The following is a 16,387-nucleotide window of genomic DNA, read 5'->3' on the forward strand; positions in this document are numbered from 1 at the left end:
GACGGCAAGGAGGCCCGGGGACGGCAGGAAAGAAGGCGCCCCGGGCCACAAGTGTGCCCGGGGCGCCCTCAGTGCCGTACGACTACGAGTGCGAGCGCAGCAGCGTCCGCATCGTGCGCATCGCCACCGACAGGTTGGCGAGGTCGAAGGTCTCCGAACCGCGGATCTCGTCCAGGGTGGTGCGCGCCCGGCCCAGGATCGCCGTGTTCTTCAGCTCCCACGCCGTGAACCGCTGCTCGGGCGTCGACGTGCCGTTGCCGGCCGCGAAGACGTCCGCGGTGAGCGCCGCGTGCGCCGCGTACAGGTCCTCGCGGATGGAGGCGCGGGCCATGGACTGCCAGCGGTCGGCGCGGGGCAGCTCGATGATGCGGTCCATCAGCTGGGTGATGTGGAGCCGGTCGGCGAGGTCGTAGTAGATCTCGGCGACGTCCAGCGGCTCCCTGCCCATGCGGTCGGCCACCGAGACGATGTCCAGCGCCGGGAACGCGGAGGAGAACCCGGCCACGCGGGTGGCCAGCTCGTCCGGGACACCGGCCTCGGCCAGCTCGTCGTACACGTGCTGGTACCACTCCAGGTCCGCGCCCTTCAGCAGCTTCGGCAGCTGCTGCCAGACCTGCTCGACCCGCTCGGCGAAGAACTCCACCGTCTCGGCGAGCTGGAGCGGCTGCGGCCGGTTGTTGAGCAGCCAGCGGGTGCCGCGCTCGATCAGGCGGCGCGAGTGCAGCCGGATGCGGGTCTGGACGGCGGCGTCGACCTTGTTGTCCAGGGACTCCACCGCGTCCCACACCGGCGCCGAGCAGAAGATCGCGCGGGCCGCGGTCTGGGCGCGGACGATCTCCTCCAGCGAGGCCCCGGTCTCCTCGCGCAGGCGGTGCAGATACGTCGTACCGCCCGTGTTGACCGTGTCGTTGACCAGCACGGTCGTGGTGATCTCGCGGCGCAGCGGGTGGTTGTCGATGGCGTCCGCGAACCGCTCGCGCAGCGCCGTCGGGAAGTAGGCGTGCAGCAGGGTGCGCAGGTACGGGTCGTCCGGCAGCGAGGTGTGCAGCAGCTCCTCGGCGACTGTGATCTTCGTGTACGCCAGCACGACGGCCGTCTCCGGACCGGTCAGGCCATGGCCCTGGGCGAGGCGCTCGCGGATCTGGCGGTCGGTCGGCAGGAACTCCAGCGACCGGTCCAGGTGGCCCTCGCGCACCAGGTGGCGGATGAACCGCTGCTGGGCGTGCAGCATGTCCTTGGCCTGGAACAGGGCATTGGCGAGGGCGGTGTTCTGCGCGTAGTTGTTGCGCAGGACCAGCGCGCCGACCTCGTCGGTCATCTCGGCGAGCAGCTTGTTGCGCTGCTTGACGGTCATGTCGCCCTCGGTGACCAGACCGTTCAGCAGGATCTTGATGTTCACCTCGTGGTCGGAGGTGTCCACGCCGGCGCTGTTGTCGATCGCGTCCGTGTTGATCTTGCCGCCGTGCGTCGCGAACTCGATGCGGCCGAGCTGGGTCAGGCCCAGGTTGCCGCCCTCGCCGACGACCTTGACGCGCAGGTCACGGCCGTCGACGCGGATGGCGTCGTTGGCCTTGTCGCCGACGTCCGCGTTCGACTCCATGGACGACTTCACGTAGGTGCCGATGCCGCCGTTCCACAGCAGGTCCACCGGCGCCTCGAGGATCGTCTTCATCAGGTCGGCCGGGGTCATCTTGGAGATCTTCTCCTCGATGCCCAGGGCCTCACGGATGTGCGCGTTCAGCGTGATCGACTTGGCGCTGCGCGGGAAGATCCCGCCGCCCGCCGACAGCAGCTCGGTGTTGTACTCGGCCCAGCTGGAGCGGGGCAGCTCGAACAGGCGGCGGCGCTCGGCGTAGGAGGTGGCCGCGTCCGGGTGCGGGTCGATGAAGATGTGCCGGTGGTCGAAGGCGGCGACCAGGCGGATGTGCTCGGAGAGCAGCATGCCGTTGCCGAACACGTCACCGGACATGTCACCGATGCCGACGACCGTGAATTCCTCGCTCTGCGTGTCCACGCCCAGCTCACGGAAGTGCCGCTTCACGGACTCCCAGGCGCCGCGCGCGGTGATGCCCATCCCCTTGTGGTCGTAACCGGCCGAGCCACCGGAGGCGAAGGCGTCGCCGAGCCAGAAGTTGTACGTGTTCGCGACCTCGTTGGCGATGTCGGAGAACGTGGCGGTGCCCTTGTCGGCCGCGACCACCAGGTAGGTGTCGTCGCCGTCGTGCCGGACGACGTCCTGCGGCGGCACGACCTCGCCGGCGACCATGTTGTCGGTGATGTCGAGCAGCGCCGAGATGAACGTCTTGTAGCTGGCGATGCCCTCGGCCAGCCAGGCGTCGCGGTCCACGCTCGGGTCCGGCAGCTGCTTGGCGACGAAGCCGCCCTTCGCGCCGACCGGCACGATGACGGTGTTCTTCACCATCTGCGCCTTGACCAGGCCCAGGATCTCGGTGCGGAAGTCCTCACGCCGGTCGGACCAGCGCAGGCCTCCTCGCGCGACCTTGCCGAAGCGCAGGTGCACGCCCTCGACGCGCGGCGAGTACACCCAGATCTCGAACGCCGGGCGCGGCGCGGGCAGGTCCGGGATGGCCTGCGGGTCGAACTTCATGGAGACGTAGTCGTGCGGCCGGCCGCCGAGCGCCTCCTGGAAGAAGTTGGTGCGCAGGGTCGCCTTGATGACGGTCAGGAAGGACCGCAGGATGCGGTCCTCGTCCAGGCTCGCCACCTGGTCCAGGGCCGCGTCCAGCTCCTCCAGCAGGGCGTCGGTGATCTCCAGCCCGGCCTTCTGCCGTTCCGGGGACATCCGCGCCTCGAACAGGGAGACGAGGAGCCGGGTGGTGTGGACGTTGTTGCGGAGGGTGTCCTCCATGTAGTCCTGCGAGAAGGTCGAGCCGGCCTGCCGCAGGTACTTGGCGTAGGCGCGCAGCACCATGGCCTGCCGCCAGGTCAGCCCGGCGCTCAGCACCAGGGCGTTGAACCCGTCGTTCTCCGCCTGGCCGGTCCAGGTCGCGGCGAACGCCTCCTGGAACCGCTCACGGGCGTCGTCCCCCAGGTAGTCGCCGGTGCCGCCGCCCGGCGACTTCGGCATGCGCAGACCGAAGTCGTAGATCCAGGCGGTGGAGCGGTCCACGCAGCGCAGCTCGTACGGCCGCTCGTCGGTGACCTCCACGCCCAGGCGGCTGAGCACCGGCAGCACCTTGGAGAGTGAGACGGTGCCGCCCTTCTGGTAGATCTTGAAACGGCGCTCGTCGGGGGCGGCGCCCACCGGCTCGTACAGGCTGAGCGAGAAGGTCTTGTCCTCGCTGAGCTGCTCCAGGTGGACGAGGTCGGAGACCGCGGCGCGCGGGGAGTGGTCGGCCTTGTAGCCCTCGGGGAAGGCGTTGTTGTAGCGGCGCAGCACCTCGGCCGCGCGCTCCTCGCCGCACTCGGCGGTCAGCGCCTCCGCGAACGCGTCCGCCCAGGAGCGGGCCGCCTCCACCAGGCGGGCCTCGATGCGCTCCTTGTCGGCGTCCGACAGCTGGGGAAGCTCGGTGCCCGGCGGGACACGCACGACGAAGTGCAGCCGGGAGAGGATCGACTCGGTGTTCCAGGCGGTGAAGTCGACGCTGATACCGCCGAGTTCCTCCTTCAGGATGTCGATGATCCGGAGGCGGACACCGGTGGTGTAGCGGTCGCGCGGGAGGTAGACGAGGGCCGAGTAGTAACGGCCGTACTCGTCCTGGCGCAGGTACAGCCGCAGCCGACGGCGCTCCTGCAGGTAGAGCACGCTCGTGGCGATGGACTGCAGTTCGGCGACGGGCGTCTGGAACAGCTCGTCGCGCGGGTAGGTCTCCAGGATCTGGAGCAGGTCACGGCCGTCGTGGCTGTTGGGGGAGAAACCGGCGCGCCTGAGGACCTCGTCGACCTTGCGGCGGATGACCGGGACGCGGCGGACGGACTCGGTGTAGGCGGCGGAGGAGAACAGTCCGAGGAAGCGCCGCTCGCCGACGACGTTGCCCTGCTCGTCGAACTTCTTGACGCCGATGTAGTCCAGGTAGGACGGCCGGTGCACCGTGGCCCGGCTGTTGGCCTTGGTCAGCACGAGCAGCTTGTGCTCGCGGGCCTTGGCCCGGGCGTCGGCCGGGAGCCGCTCGAAGGAGGGGCTGACGGGGTGCTGGTCGTCCTCGGCGTGGTGCGGGTCCGAACGCAGTATGCCGAGACCGGTGCCGGGCACGGCGGCCAGCGTGTCGTCGTCGCGCAGCTGGTACTCGCGGTAGCCGAGGAAGGTGAAGTGGTCGGCGGAGAGCCAGCGCAGCAGCTCGCGGGCCTCCTCGACCTCCGGTCCGGGCAGGTCGCGGGGGGCGGGCTCGCTCTCCAGGTCTTCGGCGATCCGGGTCGCCGTGTCCCGCATCTTCTCCCAGTCCTCGACGGCCTCGCGGACGTCGGACAGGACGCGCAGCAGGTCGGCGGTGATCTGCTTCAGGTCGGCGCGGTCGGTCTCCCGGTCGATCTCGACGTGGATCCAGGACTCGACGTGCGCGTCGTGCGGGAGGTCACCGTGGGGCGGGGTCGACAGGACCTCGATCACCTTGCCGGTGAGGTCGCGCCGGACGACAAACTGCGGGTGGATGACGACATGGATGCCGCGGCCCTGCCGCGTCAGCTCATTGGTGACCGAGTCCACGAGGAAGGGCATGTCGTCGGTGACGACCTCCACGACCGTGTGGCTGCAGGTCCACCCGTTCTCCTCCACGGTCGGGGTGTGCACCCGGACGTTGGCGGTGCCCTGGGGGCGGGTCTCGCCGAGACGCTGGTGCGAGACCGCGGCGCCGAAGACGTCGACCGGGTCGCGGTCGGCGAGGTCTTCCGGGGCGGTGTGCAGGTAGTAGCGCTGGAGGAACGCGAGCACGGATTCGCTGTCCGGGGTGCCGGGGGTGCCCTCGCGCGTCGTCCCGGTCGGTAGGTGCCCCCCGACCGGGCTGTTCTCAGCTACCCGGGCGGCCCTTTCGAGCAGCTCGGCCTTGGCTTCGTCCAGCTTGGTCTGCATTGTCCTCTGGCTCCTGTCGCGCGCCGTTGCGTGACGTAGAAGGAAGTACGGTCTCTCCCCCTCCGGCGTAACGCCACGGCCCGGGGTGTCCGGTCCCTTCAGACGCTATGCCTCGAGGTGAGATGAGCGGGGGGAATTCGGCCATTCTCGACACGCCCGTCGGGTGTGAGGCTGCTCTCGACGCAGCCGTGTCCGGGGGTGTCCTCGGCGCCCAGGAGGCGTCCATGCCCCCGTCCCGCCCGCGAAGACCAGCGACCGCCGCCCGGTCACGGAGGTGCTCCGTGCAACCCGGGCGCAGGGCAGGGGCAGCGTCGCCCCCGCGAGATATCGCGCTGATCACGCCACAAGGCTATCGCTCCTCACCCCGCACCCGTCATGAGCCGTATGTGTACAAAACCGAGGGGGGAACTTTGACACTCTGCACAGCGCCGGGACGGGCACGGCTGGCGTATCCGGTCCCCTCCGAACGGCACCGGCCCACTTGGCAAGCGCGCCGCGGGGAGGCACGGTGCCCATAACAGTGCTCGTCCCGGAGGAGCCGACATGTCCGCGAAGATCCTCATCGTCACCGGAGACGCAGCGGAGTTCCCTGGAAGTCCTCTACCCCTACCAGCGCCTGCGCGAGGAGGGCTACGAGGTCCATATCGCGGCCCCCACCCGCAAGACTCTCCGCTTCGTCGTGCACGACTTCGAGCCCGGCTTCGACACCTACACCGAGAAGCCCGGCTACACCTGGCCCGCCGACCTCGCCTTCTCCGAGGTCGACCCCGGCGAGTACGCGGCCGTCGTCATCCCCGGCGGCCGGGCGCCGGAGTATCTGCGCAACGACCCCGAACTCCGCAAGATCCTCAAGGCGTTCTTCGACTCCGACAAGCCGGTCGCCCAGATCTGCCACGGTCCCCTGCTCACCGCCGCGATCGACAGCCTGCGCGGGCGCCGGGTCACGGCCTATCCCGCCCTGGAACTCGACATGCAGGCGGCCGGAGCCGGCTTCCAGGACGCCGAGGCCGTCGTCGACGGCACCCTGGTCTCCTCCCGCGCCTGGCCGGACCACCCGGCCTGGATGCGGGAGTTCCTCAGGGTCCTGCGCTCGAAGGCACCGGCGGACTAGCACCCGCCTCGCACCCGCGCAGGTGCGGGAAGTCCCACTCGGGTAGCTGCGGGCGGTCGTGCCGCCGAGGCGGCACGACCGGGCTGCAGCTACCCCGCCGGCCCTGCCGCGCGCTCCCCCTACGCCGCGATCCGCTGGGCCTCGGCCACCGCTTCCTCCAGCGTGTCCACGACCGGCACCCCGGCCTCCTCCAGGCTGGCCCGGCTGTGCGACCCCCCGGTGTACAGGACGGCCCGCGCCCCCACGTGCCCCGCCGCGACCGCGTCGTCCGCCGCGTCCCCGATCACCACCGTGCGCGCGGGCTCCGCCACTCCGGCCAGTGCCCGCAGATGCCGCACCATGTGCTCGGCCTTGCTCCCCCCGGACGGCCCCGTACGCCCCTCGACACGTATGAAGTGCGCCTCGATGCCGAAGCCACGCACCAGCGGCACCAGCTCGTCGTGCACGTACATGCTCAGCAACGACTGGCTGTGCCCCGCCGCCCGCCACCCGGAGAGCAGCTCGGCCGCGCCCACGGTGAGCCCGCACCGCACCCGCTGCTCGGTGTAGTGCCGGTGGAAGACGCCGTCCATCAGCTCCCACTCGGCGTCGGTCGGCAGCCGGCCCAGCAGCCGCTCGTAGAACTTCGGCACCGGCACGCAGTACAGCGACCGGTACTGCTCCAGCGTGATCGGCGCGAGCCCCAGCTCGGCGAAGGCCGCGTTCGTCGCCCCGATGATCGCGTCATTGTCGTGGAACAGCGTTCCGTTCCAGTCCCAGACGATGTGCGCGCTTGCCTGCATCCCCATGGCCAAGACCGTACCCGCACCCACCGACAATCGGGTCGGCCGTGCAGGTCAGGCCTGTGCGACGAGGTTGGGGACCTCCTGCGTGGCGTACCACAGCAGCTCGTGGTCGTCGGCCTCGTCGACGACGGACTGCGCGTCGTCGTCCCCCGCGTCGGCGGCTTCCAGCGCGTCGGCGGCCGCGGCCACGTCAGCCTCCGCGTCGTCGGCGTCGACGTGCACCGCGGCCGCCTTCGCGAGCGGCACCGCCTGCCGCACGGTCACCTCGCCGAGCGCGGCCGGGTCGGGCCCGCGGTCCGGGTCGGCGGTGGCGGCGCCGTCGGGCACGTCCACGGCGACCACGACCCGGCGCCGCGCGGTACCCGGGTCGGCGGCGAGCAGCCGCAGCGAGGCCAGCGCGGCCCGGCCGAGCGCCGCGTACTCCAGCTCCTCGATGTCGTCGGAGAGGTACCACTCGCGCAGCGCGGGCGTGACGGCGTACGCCACGAAGGGGCCGCTCCCCAGCTCACCCGTCTTGTGCGCCTCGGCGAGACCGGGGAGGGTCAGGGGGACGTAGACGCGCATGGCTCGCCGCTCTTTCCTGGTCGAAGGCTTCGCTGGGGCCCCGGGGAGCCCGGCTGGCGCGCCTCCCGGAGGGCCTTCAGGATACGTGCGCCTGTCCCCCATCGAGCCCCTGCCCACACCCCGCCGGACGTCCACCCCATGCCGCGAACTCACCCGGTGCGCCCGCTTGCCCCGGGGGTTTCCACCCCGGTCCGCCCCCCTGATGAGTGAACTTCTCCGCCCTCGCTCGTGCTCCCCGCCTTTCTTGCCACCCCCTCACCCGTCCCCGTACAAGATCCCCAACAGCGAGTTACCGCCCGGTAGCAGCCGGGCCCGCCGAACGGGGACCTCGATGAACAAGGTCATGAGCCGCACCGCCCAGCCCCGCCCGCGCCACCGCCCCCCGACCCGCCACGACACCCGCCGCCCGGCCGGCGCCCCACCGCGCACCGCGGCCAGGAGCACGGCCCGCCGCACGCCCGAACAGGACCCGCCCCGCACGCCCGGCTGGCCGACGACCGCCCCCACACCCCCTGGGAGGGCCCGTACGGCGCCCGCGGCGGCTGTACGGCAGCCTCGCCCCACCGACGTCTTCGCGGACCGCCTGCTGGCCGTCCTGAGCGGCCGGCGCCCCGTCCACTGGATGCTCCGCCACACCGCGGGCCGCGCCTACGACGATCTGGCCCGCCTGGCCGAACGCAGCCCCCTGCGGACCCGCGGTTCCCACCCGGTCGTCCACGACATCGGCTACTACGTCCCCAGTGACGGCGCCCTGGAGGTCTTCGCCCGCATCGCCGCGGGGGACCGGCTCCGGGCCATGGCGTTCCGTCTGGAGCTGGGCGAGGACCTCCGCTGGCGCTGCACAGCGGTGGAAACAGGCACCCCGAGGCCCTCCCGCCCGACGAGCGGCTGACAGCGCCCGGCCGACGGCGACACGGAAGGGCCGGGCCTCCCCTAGGAGACCCGGCCCTTCTCACCGGCTGAAGCGCCGCGGGCAGCCGCTACTTCTTACGGCGCCGCCCGCCCTTGGCCTGCCGCCGCCGCTCCGCCCGCGTGAGCCCGTCCGACTCGGAGCGCACCGGCTCGTCGTCCTCGAGGTCGCGCTCGACGACGCCGCCCTCACCGTCCACCGTCGGGGCGGAGAAGTGCAGCTCACGCCGCTGCGGCACATCCAGACCCTTCGCGCGGATCTCGGGACGCGCCCCCGCCTGCGCCGGCACCGTGTCCTGGACGCCCTCGCCCACCGGCTGGGCCTCCTCGACCGGGACCTCCTCGACCTGCTGCTCGACCTGGACCTCCAGGTTGAACAGGTAGCCGACGGACTCCTCCTTGATGCCCTCCATCATCGCGGTGAACATGTCGAAGCCCTCGCGCTGGTACTCGACCAGCGGGTCCTTCTGCGCCATCGCGCGCAGGCCGATGCCCTCCTGGAGGTAGTCCATCTCGTAGAGGTGCTCGCGCCACTTGCGGTCCAGGACCGACAGCACGACCCGGCGCTCCAGCTCACGCATGATCTCGGAGCCGAGCTGCGTCTCACGGGCCTCGTACTGCTCGTGGATGTCTTCCTTGATGGACTCGGAGATGAACTCGGCGGTCAGGCCGGCCCGGTCACCGGCGGCCTCCTCCAGCTCCTCGATGACGACCTTCACCGGGTACAGCTGCCGGAAGGCGCCCCACAGCCGCTCCAGGTCCCAGTCCTCGGGGAAGCCCTCGGCGGTCTCCGCCTCGACGTAGGCGTCGATCGTGTCGTCCATGAAGTGCTGGATCTGCTCGTGCAGGTCCTCGCCCTCCAGGACACGCCGGCGCTCGCCGTAGATGACCTCGCGCTGCCGGTTGAGCACCTCGTCGTACTTCAGGACGTTCTTACGGGTCTCGAAGTTCTGCTGCTCGACCTGCGACTGCGCGGACGCGATCGCGCGCGTGACCATCTTGTTCTCGATCGGCACATCGTCCGGCACGTTCGCCATGGACATCACGCGCTCGACCATCTGCGCCTTGAACAGGCGCATCAGGTCGTCGCCGAGGGAGAGGTAGAAACGGGACTCGCCGGGGTCACCCTGACGGCCGGAACGACCGCGCAGCTGGTTGTCGATACGGCGCGACTCGTGCCGCTCGGTGCCCAGCACGTACAGACCGCCGAGGTCCTCGACCTCGTCCTTCTCGGCCTTGACCGCCTGCTCGGCCTTCTCCAGGGCGGCGGGCAGGGCGTGCGCCCACTCCTCGATGTGCTCCTCGGGGTCGAGGCCGCGCTGGCGCAGCTCCGCCTCGGCGAGGTCCTCGGGGTTGCCGCCGAGCTTGATGTCCGTACCACGGCCGGCCATGTTGGTGGCCACGGTCACGGCGCCCTTGCGGCCGGCCTGGGCGACGATCGACGCCTCACGCTCGTGGTGCTTGGCGTTCAGCACCTCGTGCTGGATGCCGCGCTTGCTGAGCTGCTGGGACAGGTACTCCGACTTCTCGACGGACGTCGTGCCGACGAGGATCGGCTGGCCCTTCTCGTGCTTCTCGGCGATGTCGTCGACGACCGCCTCGAACTTGGCCACCTCGGTGCGGTAGATGAGGTCCGACTGGTCCTTGCGGACCATCGGCTTGTTCGTCGGGATCGGGACCACGCCGAGCTTGTAGATCTGGTGGAACTCGGCGGCCTCGGTCATCGCCGTACCGGTCATGCCGGACAGCTTCTTGTAGAGGCGGAAGAAGTTCTGCAGGGTGATCGTGGCGAGCGTCTGGTTCTCGTCCTTGATGTCCACCCCTTCCTTCGCCTCGATCGCCTGGTGCATGCCCTCGTTGTAGCGGCGGCCGGCGAGGATACGGCCGGTGTGCTCGTCGACGATCATGACCTCGCCGTCGATGACGACGTAGTCCTTGTCGTTCTTGAAGAGTTCCTTGGCCTTGATGGCGTTGTTCAGGTAGCCCACGAGCGGGGTGTTCACCGACTCGTACAGGTTGTCGATGCCCAGCCAGTCCTCGACCTTGCTGACACCGGACTCGTGGATGGCGACCGTGCGCTTCTTCTCGTCGACGTCGTAGTCGCCGGTCTCCTCGACGCCCTTGAGCGGGTTGCCGGCCTCACCCTTCTTCAGGCGGGTGACCAGCTTGGCGAAGTCGCCGTACCACTTGGTGGCCTGGTCGGCCGGGCCGGAGATGATCAGCGGCGTACGGGCCTCGTCGACGAGGATGGAGTCGACCTCGTCGACGATGGCGAAGTTGTGGCCGCGCTGCACCAGCTCGTCCTTCGACCACGCCATGTTGTCGCGCAGGTAGTCGAAGCCGAACTCGTTGTTCGTGCCGTAGGTGATGTCGCACAGGTACTGCTCACGGCGCTGAGCCGGCGTCATGTTGGCGAGGATGCAGCCGACGCTCAGGCCCAGGAACTTGTGGACGCGGCCCATCATCTCGGAGTCGCGCTCGGCCAGGTAGTCGTTGACCGTGATGAGGTGGACGCCGTCGCCGGACAGCGCGTTCAGGTAGGCGGGCAGCGTGCCGACGAGCGTCTTGCCCTCACCGGTCTTCATCTCGGCGACATAGCCGAGGTGGAGTGCGGCGCCGCCCATCAGCTGCACGTCGTAGTGACGCTGGCCGAGGGCGCGCTTGGCGGCCTCGCGGACGGTGGCGAACGCCTCGGGGAGCAGGTCGTCCAGGGTCTCGCCGTCGGCGTAGCGCTGCTTGTACTCCTCGGTGAGGGCACGCAGCTCGGCGTCGGAGAGGTCGACGAAGTCCTCTTCGATGGAGTTGACCTGGTCCGCGATGCGGTGCAGCTTGCGCAGGATCTTGCCTTCGCCTGCACGCATGATCTTCGAGAGGACGGACACGGGGGCTGGTCTCCTTGCCGGTCGTGGCCTGGGACGGTCGGTTTTCCTTCTGACGTACTGAGCAACCGCCATCGTATGCGAGGACCCGGCCGCGTCGGGAGGCCTGGCGGCCCGACGGCTGCTTCATCCAGGACAACGGACGGGGCACGCGGATAGTGCCGCACCGACACAAGGAATTGCACGAAATGTGATCACGCACTCACGTATCGCGAAAATCGTGGTGCTTCCGCGGACATTCCGAGCAGAATCGGCCGATGGAACCCGTCACGCTCACCACCGACCGTCTTGTGCTGCGCACCGTCGGCCCGGCCGACACCGCGGCGGTGTACGAGGCCGCCCAGGACCCCGACATCCAGCGCTGGACCGTGGTCCCCTCGCCCTATCTGCCCGAGCACGCCCGAAGCTTCACCGAGCAGTTGGTCCCCGACGGCTGGTCGCAGGGCTCGATGTTCACCTTCGGCGTCTTTCTGGCCGGCGGGGAGATGACCGGCATGCTCGGCCTCACGATGCACTCGCTGGGCACGGCCGAGGTCGGCTTCTGGGCGGCCAGGGAACACCGCGGTCACGGCTACATCACCGAGGCCACCCTCACCGCCTGCCGGTGGATCTTCACCGCGATCGGCGTCGACCGGGTCGAATGGCGCGCCGAGGTCGGCAACCACCCCTCCCGCGCGGTGGCCGAGCGCGCGGGCTTCACCGTCGAGGGCACCCTGCGCTCCGGCTTCAACAACAAGGGAGTACGACGCGACTGCTGGGTCGGCTCACTGCTCCCCTCCGACCTGGGCCTGCCGTCCACGGCCCCGTACCTTCCCGCGCGCGCCCAGGCGCCGGCGAAACCGCAGGTCACCGCGGACTGTCAGAGGCACCCTCTATCGTCCGACGCATGACGACCCTTCCGCGCCCCACCCTCGTCCTCGCCGCGGACGACGCCCGTCGCATCGCCCTGCGCGCCCAGGGCTTCCTCGGCGCGCCCGACCGGCGAGCGGGTGTCCGCGGAGTACTGCGCCACCTCGGCGCGGTCCAGCTCGACACGATCTCGGTGCTCGCCCGCTCCCATGAACTCGTGCCGTACGCCCGGCTCGGCGCGGTCGGCCGCAAGACGGTCGAGGCCGCGTACTGGAACGACGCGCACGCCTTCGAGTACTGGTCGCACGCGGCGTGCATCCTCCCGGTGGAGGAGTGGCCGCACTTCGCCTTCCGCCGCCGCGCCTACCGCAACCGCCCGCACTGGAACCACGACCTCCCCGACGGCGTCTACGAGCAGGTCGTCAAGCAGCTGCGCGCGGAAGGCCCGCTGACCGCCACGGAGCTGGGCGGCGCGAAGAAGACGAACGACTGGTGGGACTGGTCGGGCACCAAGGTCGCCGTGGAGCGGGCGCTGATGTACGGCGAGGTGGTGTGTGTCGAGCGGCGCGGCTGGAAGCGGGTGTACGACCTGGCCGAGCGCGCGATCCCGCAGGCGCTGCTGCACGACGAGCTGGACGACACCGAGTGCCTGCGCCGTCTGGTCCGGCTGGCCGGCGAGTCCCTCGGCGTGGGGACGCGCGCGGACATCGCCGACTACCACCGCCTCAAGGGCGATCAGGTCGACGCGGTGATCGCCGACTCGGGTCTGGTGCCGGTCGAGGTCGAGGGATGGGGCAGGCCCGCGTGGGCCGATCCGGCGGCCCTGGCGACGCCGCCGCGCGGCCGCCACCGCACCACACTGCTGTCGCCGTTCGACTCGCTGATCTGGGAGCGGGCGCGCACGGAGCGGATCTTCGGCTTCACCCACCGGCTGGAGGCCTACGTCCCCAAGCCCAAGCGGGTCTACGGCTACTTCGCGATGCCGGTGCTCGCCGGCGGTCGGCTGGTCGGGCGTGTCGACCCCGCCCGAGAGGGCCGCACGCTGGTGGCCAAACAGGTCACCCTGGACGGCCCGAAGGCGGTCCCGGCGGTCGCCGAGGCCCTGATCGAGGCGGCGTCCTGGGTGAACTGCACGGACGTCCGCGTGGAGCGCGTGGAGGCGCCCGGCCTGCGCGAGCCTCTGACCGGGGAACTCGCCCGGGCCCTCGCCTAGCTCCGCCGGATCCGCTACCGGATCTCCAGGATCTTCTCCCGCATCGCGTAGACCACGGCCTCCATCCTGGAGTGCAGTTGCAGCTTCTCCAGGATGTTGCGGACATGGTTCTTGACCGTGTTCTCGGAGATGAACAACTCCTTGGCGATGTCCCGGTTGTTCATCCCCGTGGCGACGAGTTTGAGGACCTCCAGCTCCCGGTCGGTCAGCCGCGGTGCGGGCACCAGGCGGCGCTCGTCGGTGCGCTGGATCATCGACTTGAACTCGGTGAGGAGTTTCGACGCCATCGAGGGGCTGATCTGCGACTGTCCGTCGGCCACCGCGCGAATGGCGGTGGCCACCTCGTCCGTGGAGATCTCCTTGAGGAGGTATCCGGTCGCGCCCGCCTTGATCGCCTCGTAGAGGTCGGCCTCCTCGTCGCTGATCGTCAGCATGATGATCTTCGCGCTGGGGGCGACCTCCTTGATGGAGGTGCAGGCCTCGATGCCGCCGCGCTTGGGCATCCGGACGTCCATCAGCACGATGTCGGGCAGCAGGTCGGCGGCCTTGTCGACGGCCTCGGCACCGTCGCCCGCCTCACCGACGACCTGGATGTCCTCCTCGGCCGCGAGCACGATCTCCAGGCCGCGCCGGAAGAGGGCGTGGTCGTCCACGACCAGGACCCTGATCGGCTCCTCGCGCGCAGAGTCCGCGTCCGGGTTCCTGCCGATGACACCGTCGTCGGCATCCTCGTCCCGCATCGGTCCGAAGGTGTCCGCCATCGTTCCTCCCCCTGAAGGCTGTGGCCTGTGGTCCTGTGCCATCGCCAACCCAAGGCAGCGGCCCACCGGTTGGGCCGGTGCGGACATGATTTCATGCCCGGGCGCCACAGCGGTGACGTGCGGGGCGCGAAGTGGTCGCACACCGGTGCCCCTGGGGGCGCACACGCGCTCCAGGGGCACCGGCTCGGCTTCGGCCGGGCGGGATCAGCCGCCCAGGGTGCCACCGGCCGCGGGGGGCTGCACCTCGGTGACCATCGGGTCCGTGCTGAGGTGGATCACGCCGTAGTCGTAGGCGTGCCGCCGGTAGACGACGCTCGGTTCCTTCGTCTCGGAGTCGACGAACAGGTAGAAGTCGTGGCCGACCAGTTCCATCTCGTAGAGGGCCTGGTCGAGGCTCATCGGGGAGGCGACGTGGGTCTTCTCGCGGACGACGAGGGGTCCTTCACCCTTGACCTCCAGCGAGCCGATCTTCTTGGTCGGCACTCCGTCCGTCTCCTCCTCGTGGACGGGGAGGCCGTTGCCGTTGAGCGTCGCCGCGCCCGGGACGTGGTCGGCGACCTCTGCCGCCGGGATCCGGCGTGCGCCACGGCGTGAGAAACGCTTGTCGTGCTGCTTGCGCAGCCGGGCGTCCAGCTTCTCCGCCGCCAGGTCGAGCGCCGCGTACGGATCGCTGGCCGCTGCCTCCGCCCGGATCACCGGACCGCGGGAGCGGAGCGTGATCTCCACTCGGTCACAGCGGTCGGCCTGTCGGGGGTTGGGCTCCTTGGACACCTCGACGTCGAGGCTGATCACCTTGGCATCGAGCCTCTGGATCTTCTCCAGCTTCAGCTTCTCGGCCACGTGCTTACGGAACCGGTCGGGCACCTCGGTCTTGCGGCCTTTGACGACGATGTCCACGCAGAACTCCGTTCCCGGATCGCTCCGCTGACTGGGCGGAGCATCTCCCTTTTGCACCAGGTCCGGTGATCGCCGGACCTCGGACTCGGTGACTCCCACCTCCTCCTCCCCCATGGGCGCGATCTCCACCCCACCGCCGCGGGTGATTGCGCTAAACCCGCGGCACGGCATTCGGATATGAGAGGTGTGGCCTGCGCCTTTCCTCACAACCGAACATATCTCGCCCGGACGGATGTCGTCACCCTCTACTACTGCGTACCTCCGTTCAGGTGAATTACCCCTCTCGCTACCTGCAACGATGCAAGCTGACAGTCAGTTCCTGTTTATTTCGAAAGAATCCCGGGGGGCGGCGATCACCGCCGCACGGAGCACCGGACCGATGGCGTTCACCACCGCCTTTCCCGGTCCACCCTGCACCCGCTTCGCCCTCTCCGGTCGTGCTTCGATCCGTCGTTCCCCCCTACCTTCCCGGCTTGCGGCGCCGTACACGACTCGCATCCCGCTTCCCTCTTCGTTCCCCCTCTCGTGACGCCATCCGGCCGCTTCCCGCAGGGCACGCGCCGCCTCCGCGAGACTGGCACCCGTCGTGATCAGATCGTCGACGAGCACGATCCGGTCCGCGCCGAGCAGCCGGCCGCCGCCCGCTGTCACCTCCAGCGCGCCCGCGAGATTCTCCAGGCGTTGCCGCGCGTCGAGCCCGGTCTGGTCGGCCACGGCCCGCCGCTGCCGCAGTACGGCCGCCACCCGCGCCGGTGTCCCGGTGCGCCGCAGCTCACCGGCGGCCGCGAGTGCCATCCGCCGCACCGGATCGTGTCCACGCCCCCGCACGGCCCACGGGGCGGAGGGCACGGGCACGAGCACCACGGACCCGGGCCGCGATCCCTCCTGGTCGACCGCACCGCCTGGCCCTTTCGGCCCGGCCGGCCCCCCGCCCACACCGGCACCGGCACCGGCACCCACACCGACACCGGCACCGCTCCAGCCGAGCCCCGCCCGTACCGCCCCCGCCAGAGCCGTACCCAGCGCTCCCGCGAGCATCAGCGCGCCCCGCTCCTTGTGGGCGAGGAGCAGCGCCCGCACCTCCTCCGCGTACGGAGCCGCCGCGTGCACCACCGGCAGCCCGGCCGGCTCCGGCACCGGCCGCACCCGCTGTGGCGCGCGCCCGCCCACCGCGGCCCGGCACCGCGGGCAGAGCACCGTACGAGGTGCCCCGCAGCCCGCGCACTCGGCCGGCAGCACCAGGTCGGTGAGGTCCTGCCACCACCCCCGCATGGCCACCACTGTGCCGACGCCGGAGGCAGCGGACCACCCCTGTGGACAACGCCCTGTGGACAACCGGAAGAGACCCGTGCCGGCCGTCACTCACACGAGGGGCGGTCAGCCACACGAGGGA

Annotated in this window: 10 protein-coding genes and 1 pseudogene; 4 read left to right on the forward strand and 7 right to left on the reverse strand. The window is 70.3% G+C overall.

Features of this window, described 5'->3' with window-relative positions; all coding sequences use genetic code 11:
• Positions 1 to 82 precede the first annotated feature (82 nt).
• On the reverse strand, positions 83 to 5,026 hold the full coding sequence (locus tag ACZ5CW_RS04770) for an NAD-glutamate dehydrogenase (RefSeq protein WP_468598357.1): 4,944 nt from the start codon (positions 5,024 to 5,026) through the stop codon (positions 83 to 85).
• 543 nt (positions 5,027 to 5,569) lie between these two features.
• On the opposite strand from ACZ5CW_RS04770, the pseudogene ACZ5CW_RS04775 reads away from it, so the two are divergent.
• Positions 5,570 to 6,137 (forward strand): annotated as a pseudogene (locus ACZ5CW_RS04775) (DJ-1/PfpI family protein).
• A 119-nt stretch (positions 6,138 to 6,256) separates the two neighbouring features.
• Here the strand turns inward: ACZ5CW_RS04775 and ACZ5CW_RS04780 are convergent.
• Positions 6,257 to 6,925, reverse strand: a complete 669-nt coding sequence (locus tag ACZ5CW_RS04780) for an HAD family hydrolase (RefSeq protein WP_468598359.1) — start codon at positions 6,923 to 6,925, stop codon at positions 6,257 to 6,259.
• Between the two features lie 48 nt (positions 6,926 to 6,973).
• Positions 6,974 to 7,486, reverse strand: a complete 513-nt coding sequence (locus ACZ5CW_RS04785) for a DUF6912 family protein (RefSeq protein WP_468598361.1) — start codon at positions 7,484 to 7,486, stop codon at positions 6,974 to 6,976.
• Positions 7,487 to 7,817: 331 nt separating this feature from the next.
• Here ACZ5CW_RS04785 and ACZ5CW_RS04790 point away from each other — a divergent pair, with 331 nt between their 5' ends.
• Positions 7,818 to 8,378: an Rv3235 family protein gene (locus ACZ5CW_RS04790; protein WP_468598363.1), complete on the forward strand. Its 561-nt coding sequence runs from the start codon at positions 7,818 to 7,820 to the stop codon at positions 8,376 to 8,378.
• 88 nt (positions 8,379 to 8,466) lie between these two features.
• Here ACZ5CW_RS04790 and secA read toward each other — a convergent pair whose 3' ends face one another.
• On the reverse strand, positions 8,467 to 11,277 hold the full coding sequence (gene secA / locus ACZ5CW_RS04795; protein WP_468598364.1) for a preprotein translocase subunit SecA: 2,811 nt from the start codon (positions 11,275 to 11,277) through the stop codon (positions 8,467 to 8,469).
• A gap of 254 nt (positions 11,278 to 11,531) precedes the next feature.
• On the opposite strand from secA, the gene ACZ5CW_RS04800 reads away from it, so the two are divergent.
• Complete coding sequence (locus ACZ5CW_RS04800) at positions 11,532 to 12,164, forward strand: GNAT family N-acetyltransferase (protein WP_468598366.1); 633 nt, start codon at positions 11,532 to 11,534, stop codon at positions 12,162 to 12,164.
• Positions 12,161 to 13,336 carry a winged helix-turn-helix domain-containing protein gene (locus tag ACZ5CW_RS04805; RefSeq protein WP_468598368.1) on the forward strand — a complete coding sequence of 392 codons (1,176 nt, stop codon included), beginning with the start codon at positions 12,161 to 12,163 and terminating at the stop codon, positions 13,334 to 13,336. Before ACZ5CW_RS04800 ends, ACZ5CW_RS04805 begins: the two co-directional genes overlap by 4 nt.
• A 14-nt stretch (positions 13,337 to 13,350) precedes the next feature.
• Here the strand turns inward: ACZ5CW_RS04805 and ACZ5CW_RS04810 are convergent, their stop codons facing one another.
• The 3 genes from ACZ5CW_RS04810 to ACZ5CW_RS04820 form a co-directional block, all read right to left on the reverse strand.
• A complete protein-coding gene (locus ACZ5CW_RS04810) occupies positions 13,351 to 14,097 on the reverse strand; it encodes a response regulator (protein ID WP_468598369.1) in 747 nt (248 codons plus the stop codon).
• 204 nt (positions 14,098 to 14,301) lie between these two features.
• Complete coding sequence (hpf, locus tag ACZ5CW_RS04815) at positions 14,302 to 14,994, reverse strand: ribosome hibernation-promoting factor, HPF/YfiA family (RefSeq protein WP_468598371.1); 693 nt, start codon at positions 14,992 to 14,994, stop codon at positions 14,302 to 14,304.
• Between the two features lie 312 nt (positions 14,995 to 15,306).
• The gene (locus ACZ5CW_RS04820) at positions 15,307 to 16,266 is read right to left on the reverse strand and encodes a ComF family protein (protein WP_468598373.1); all 960 of its coding nucleotides are present in this window, start codon (positions 16,264 to 16,266) and stop codon (positions 15,307 to 15,309) included.
• Positions 16,267 to 16,387: the final 121 nt, after the last annotated feature.

This window comes from Streptomyces sp. NPDC031379 (assembly GCF_055569615.1).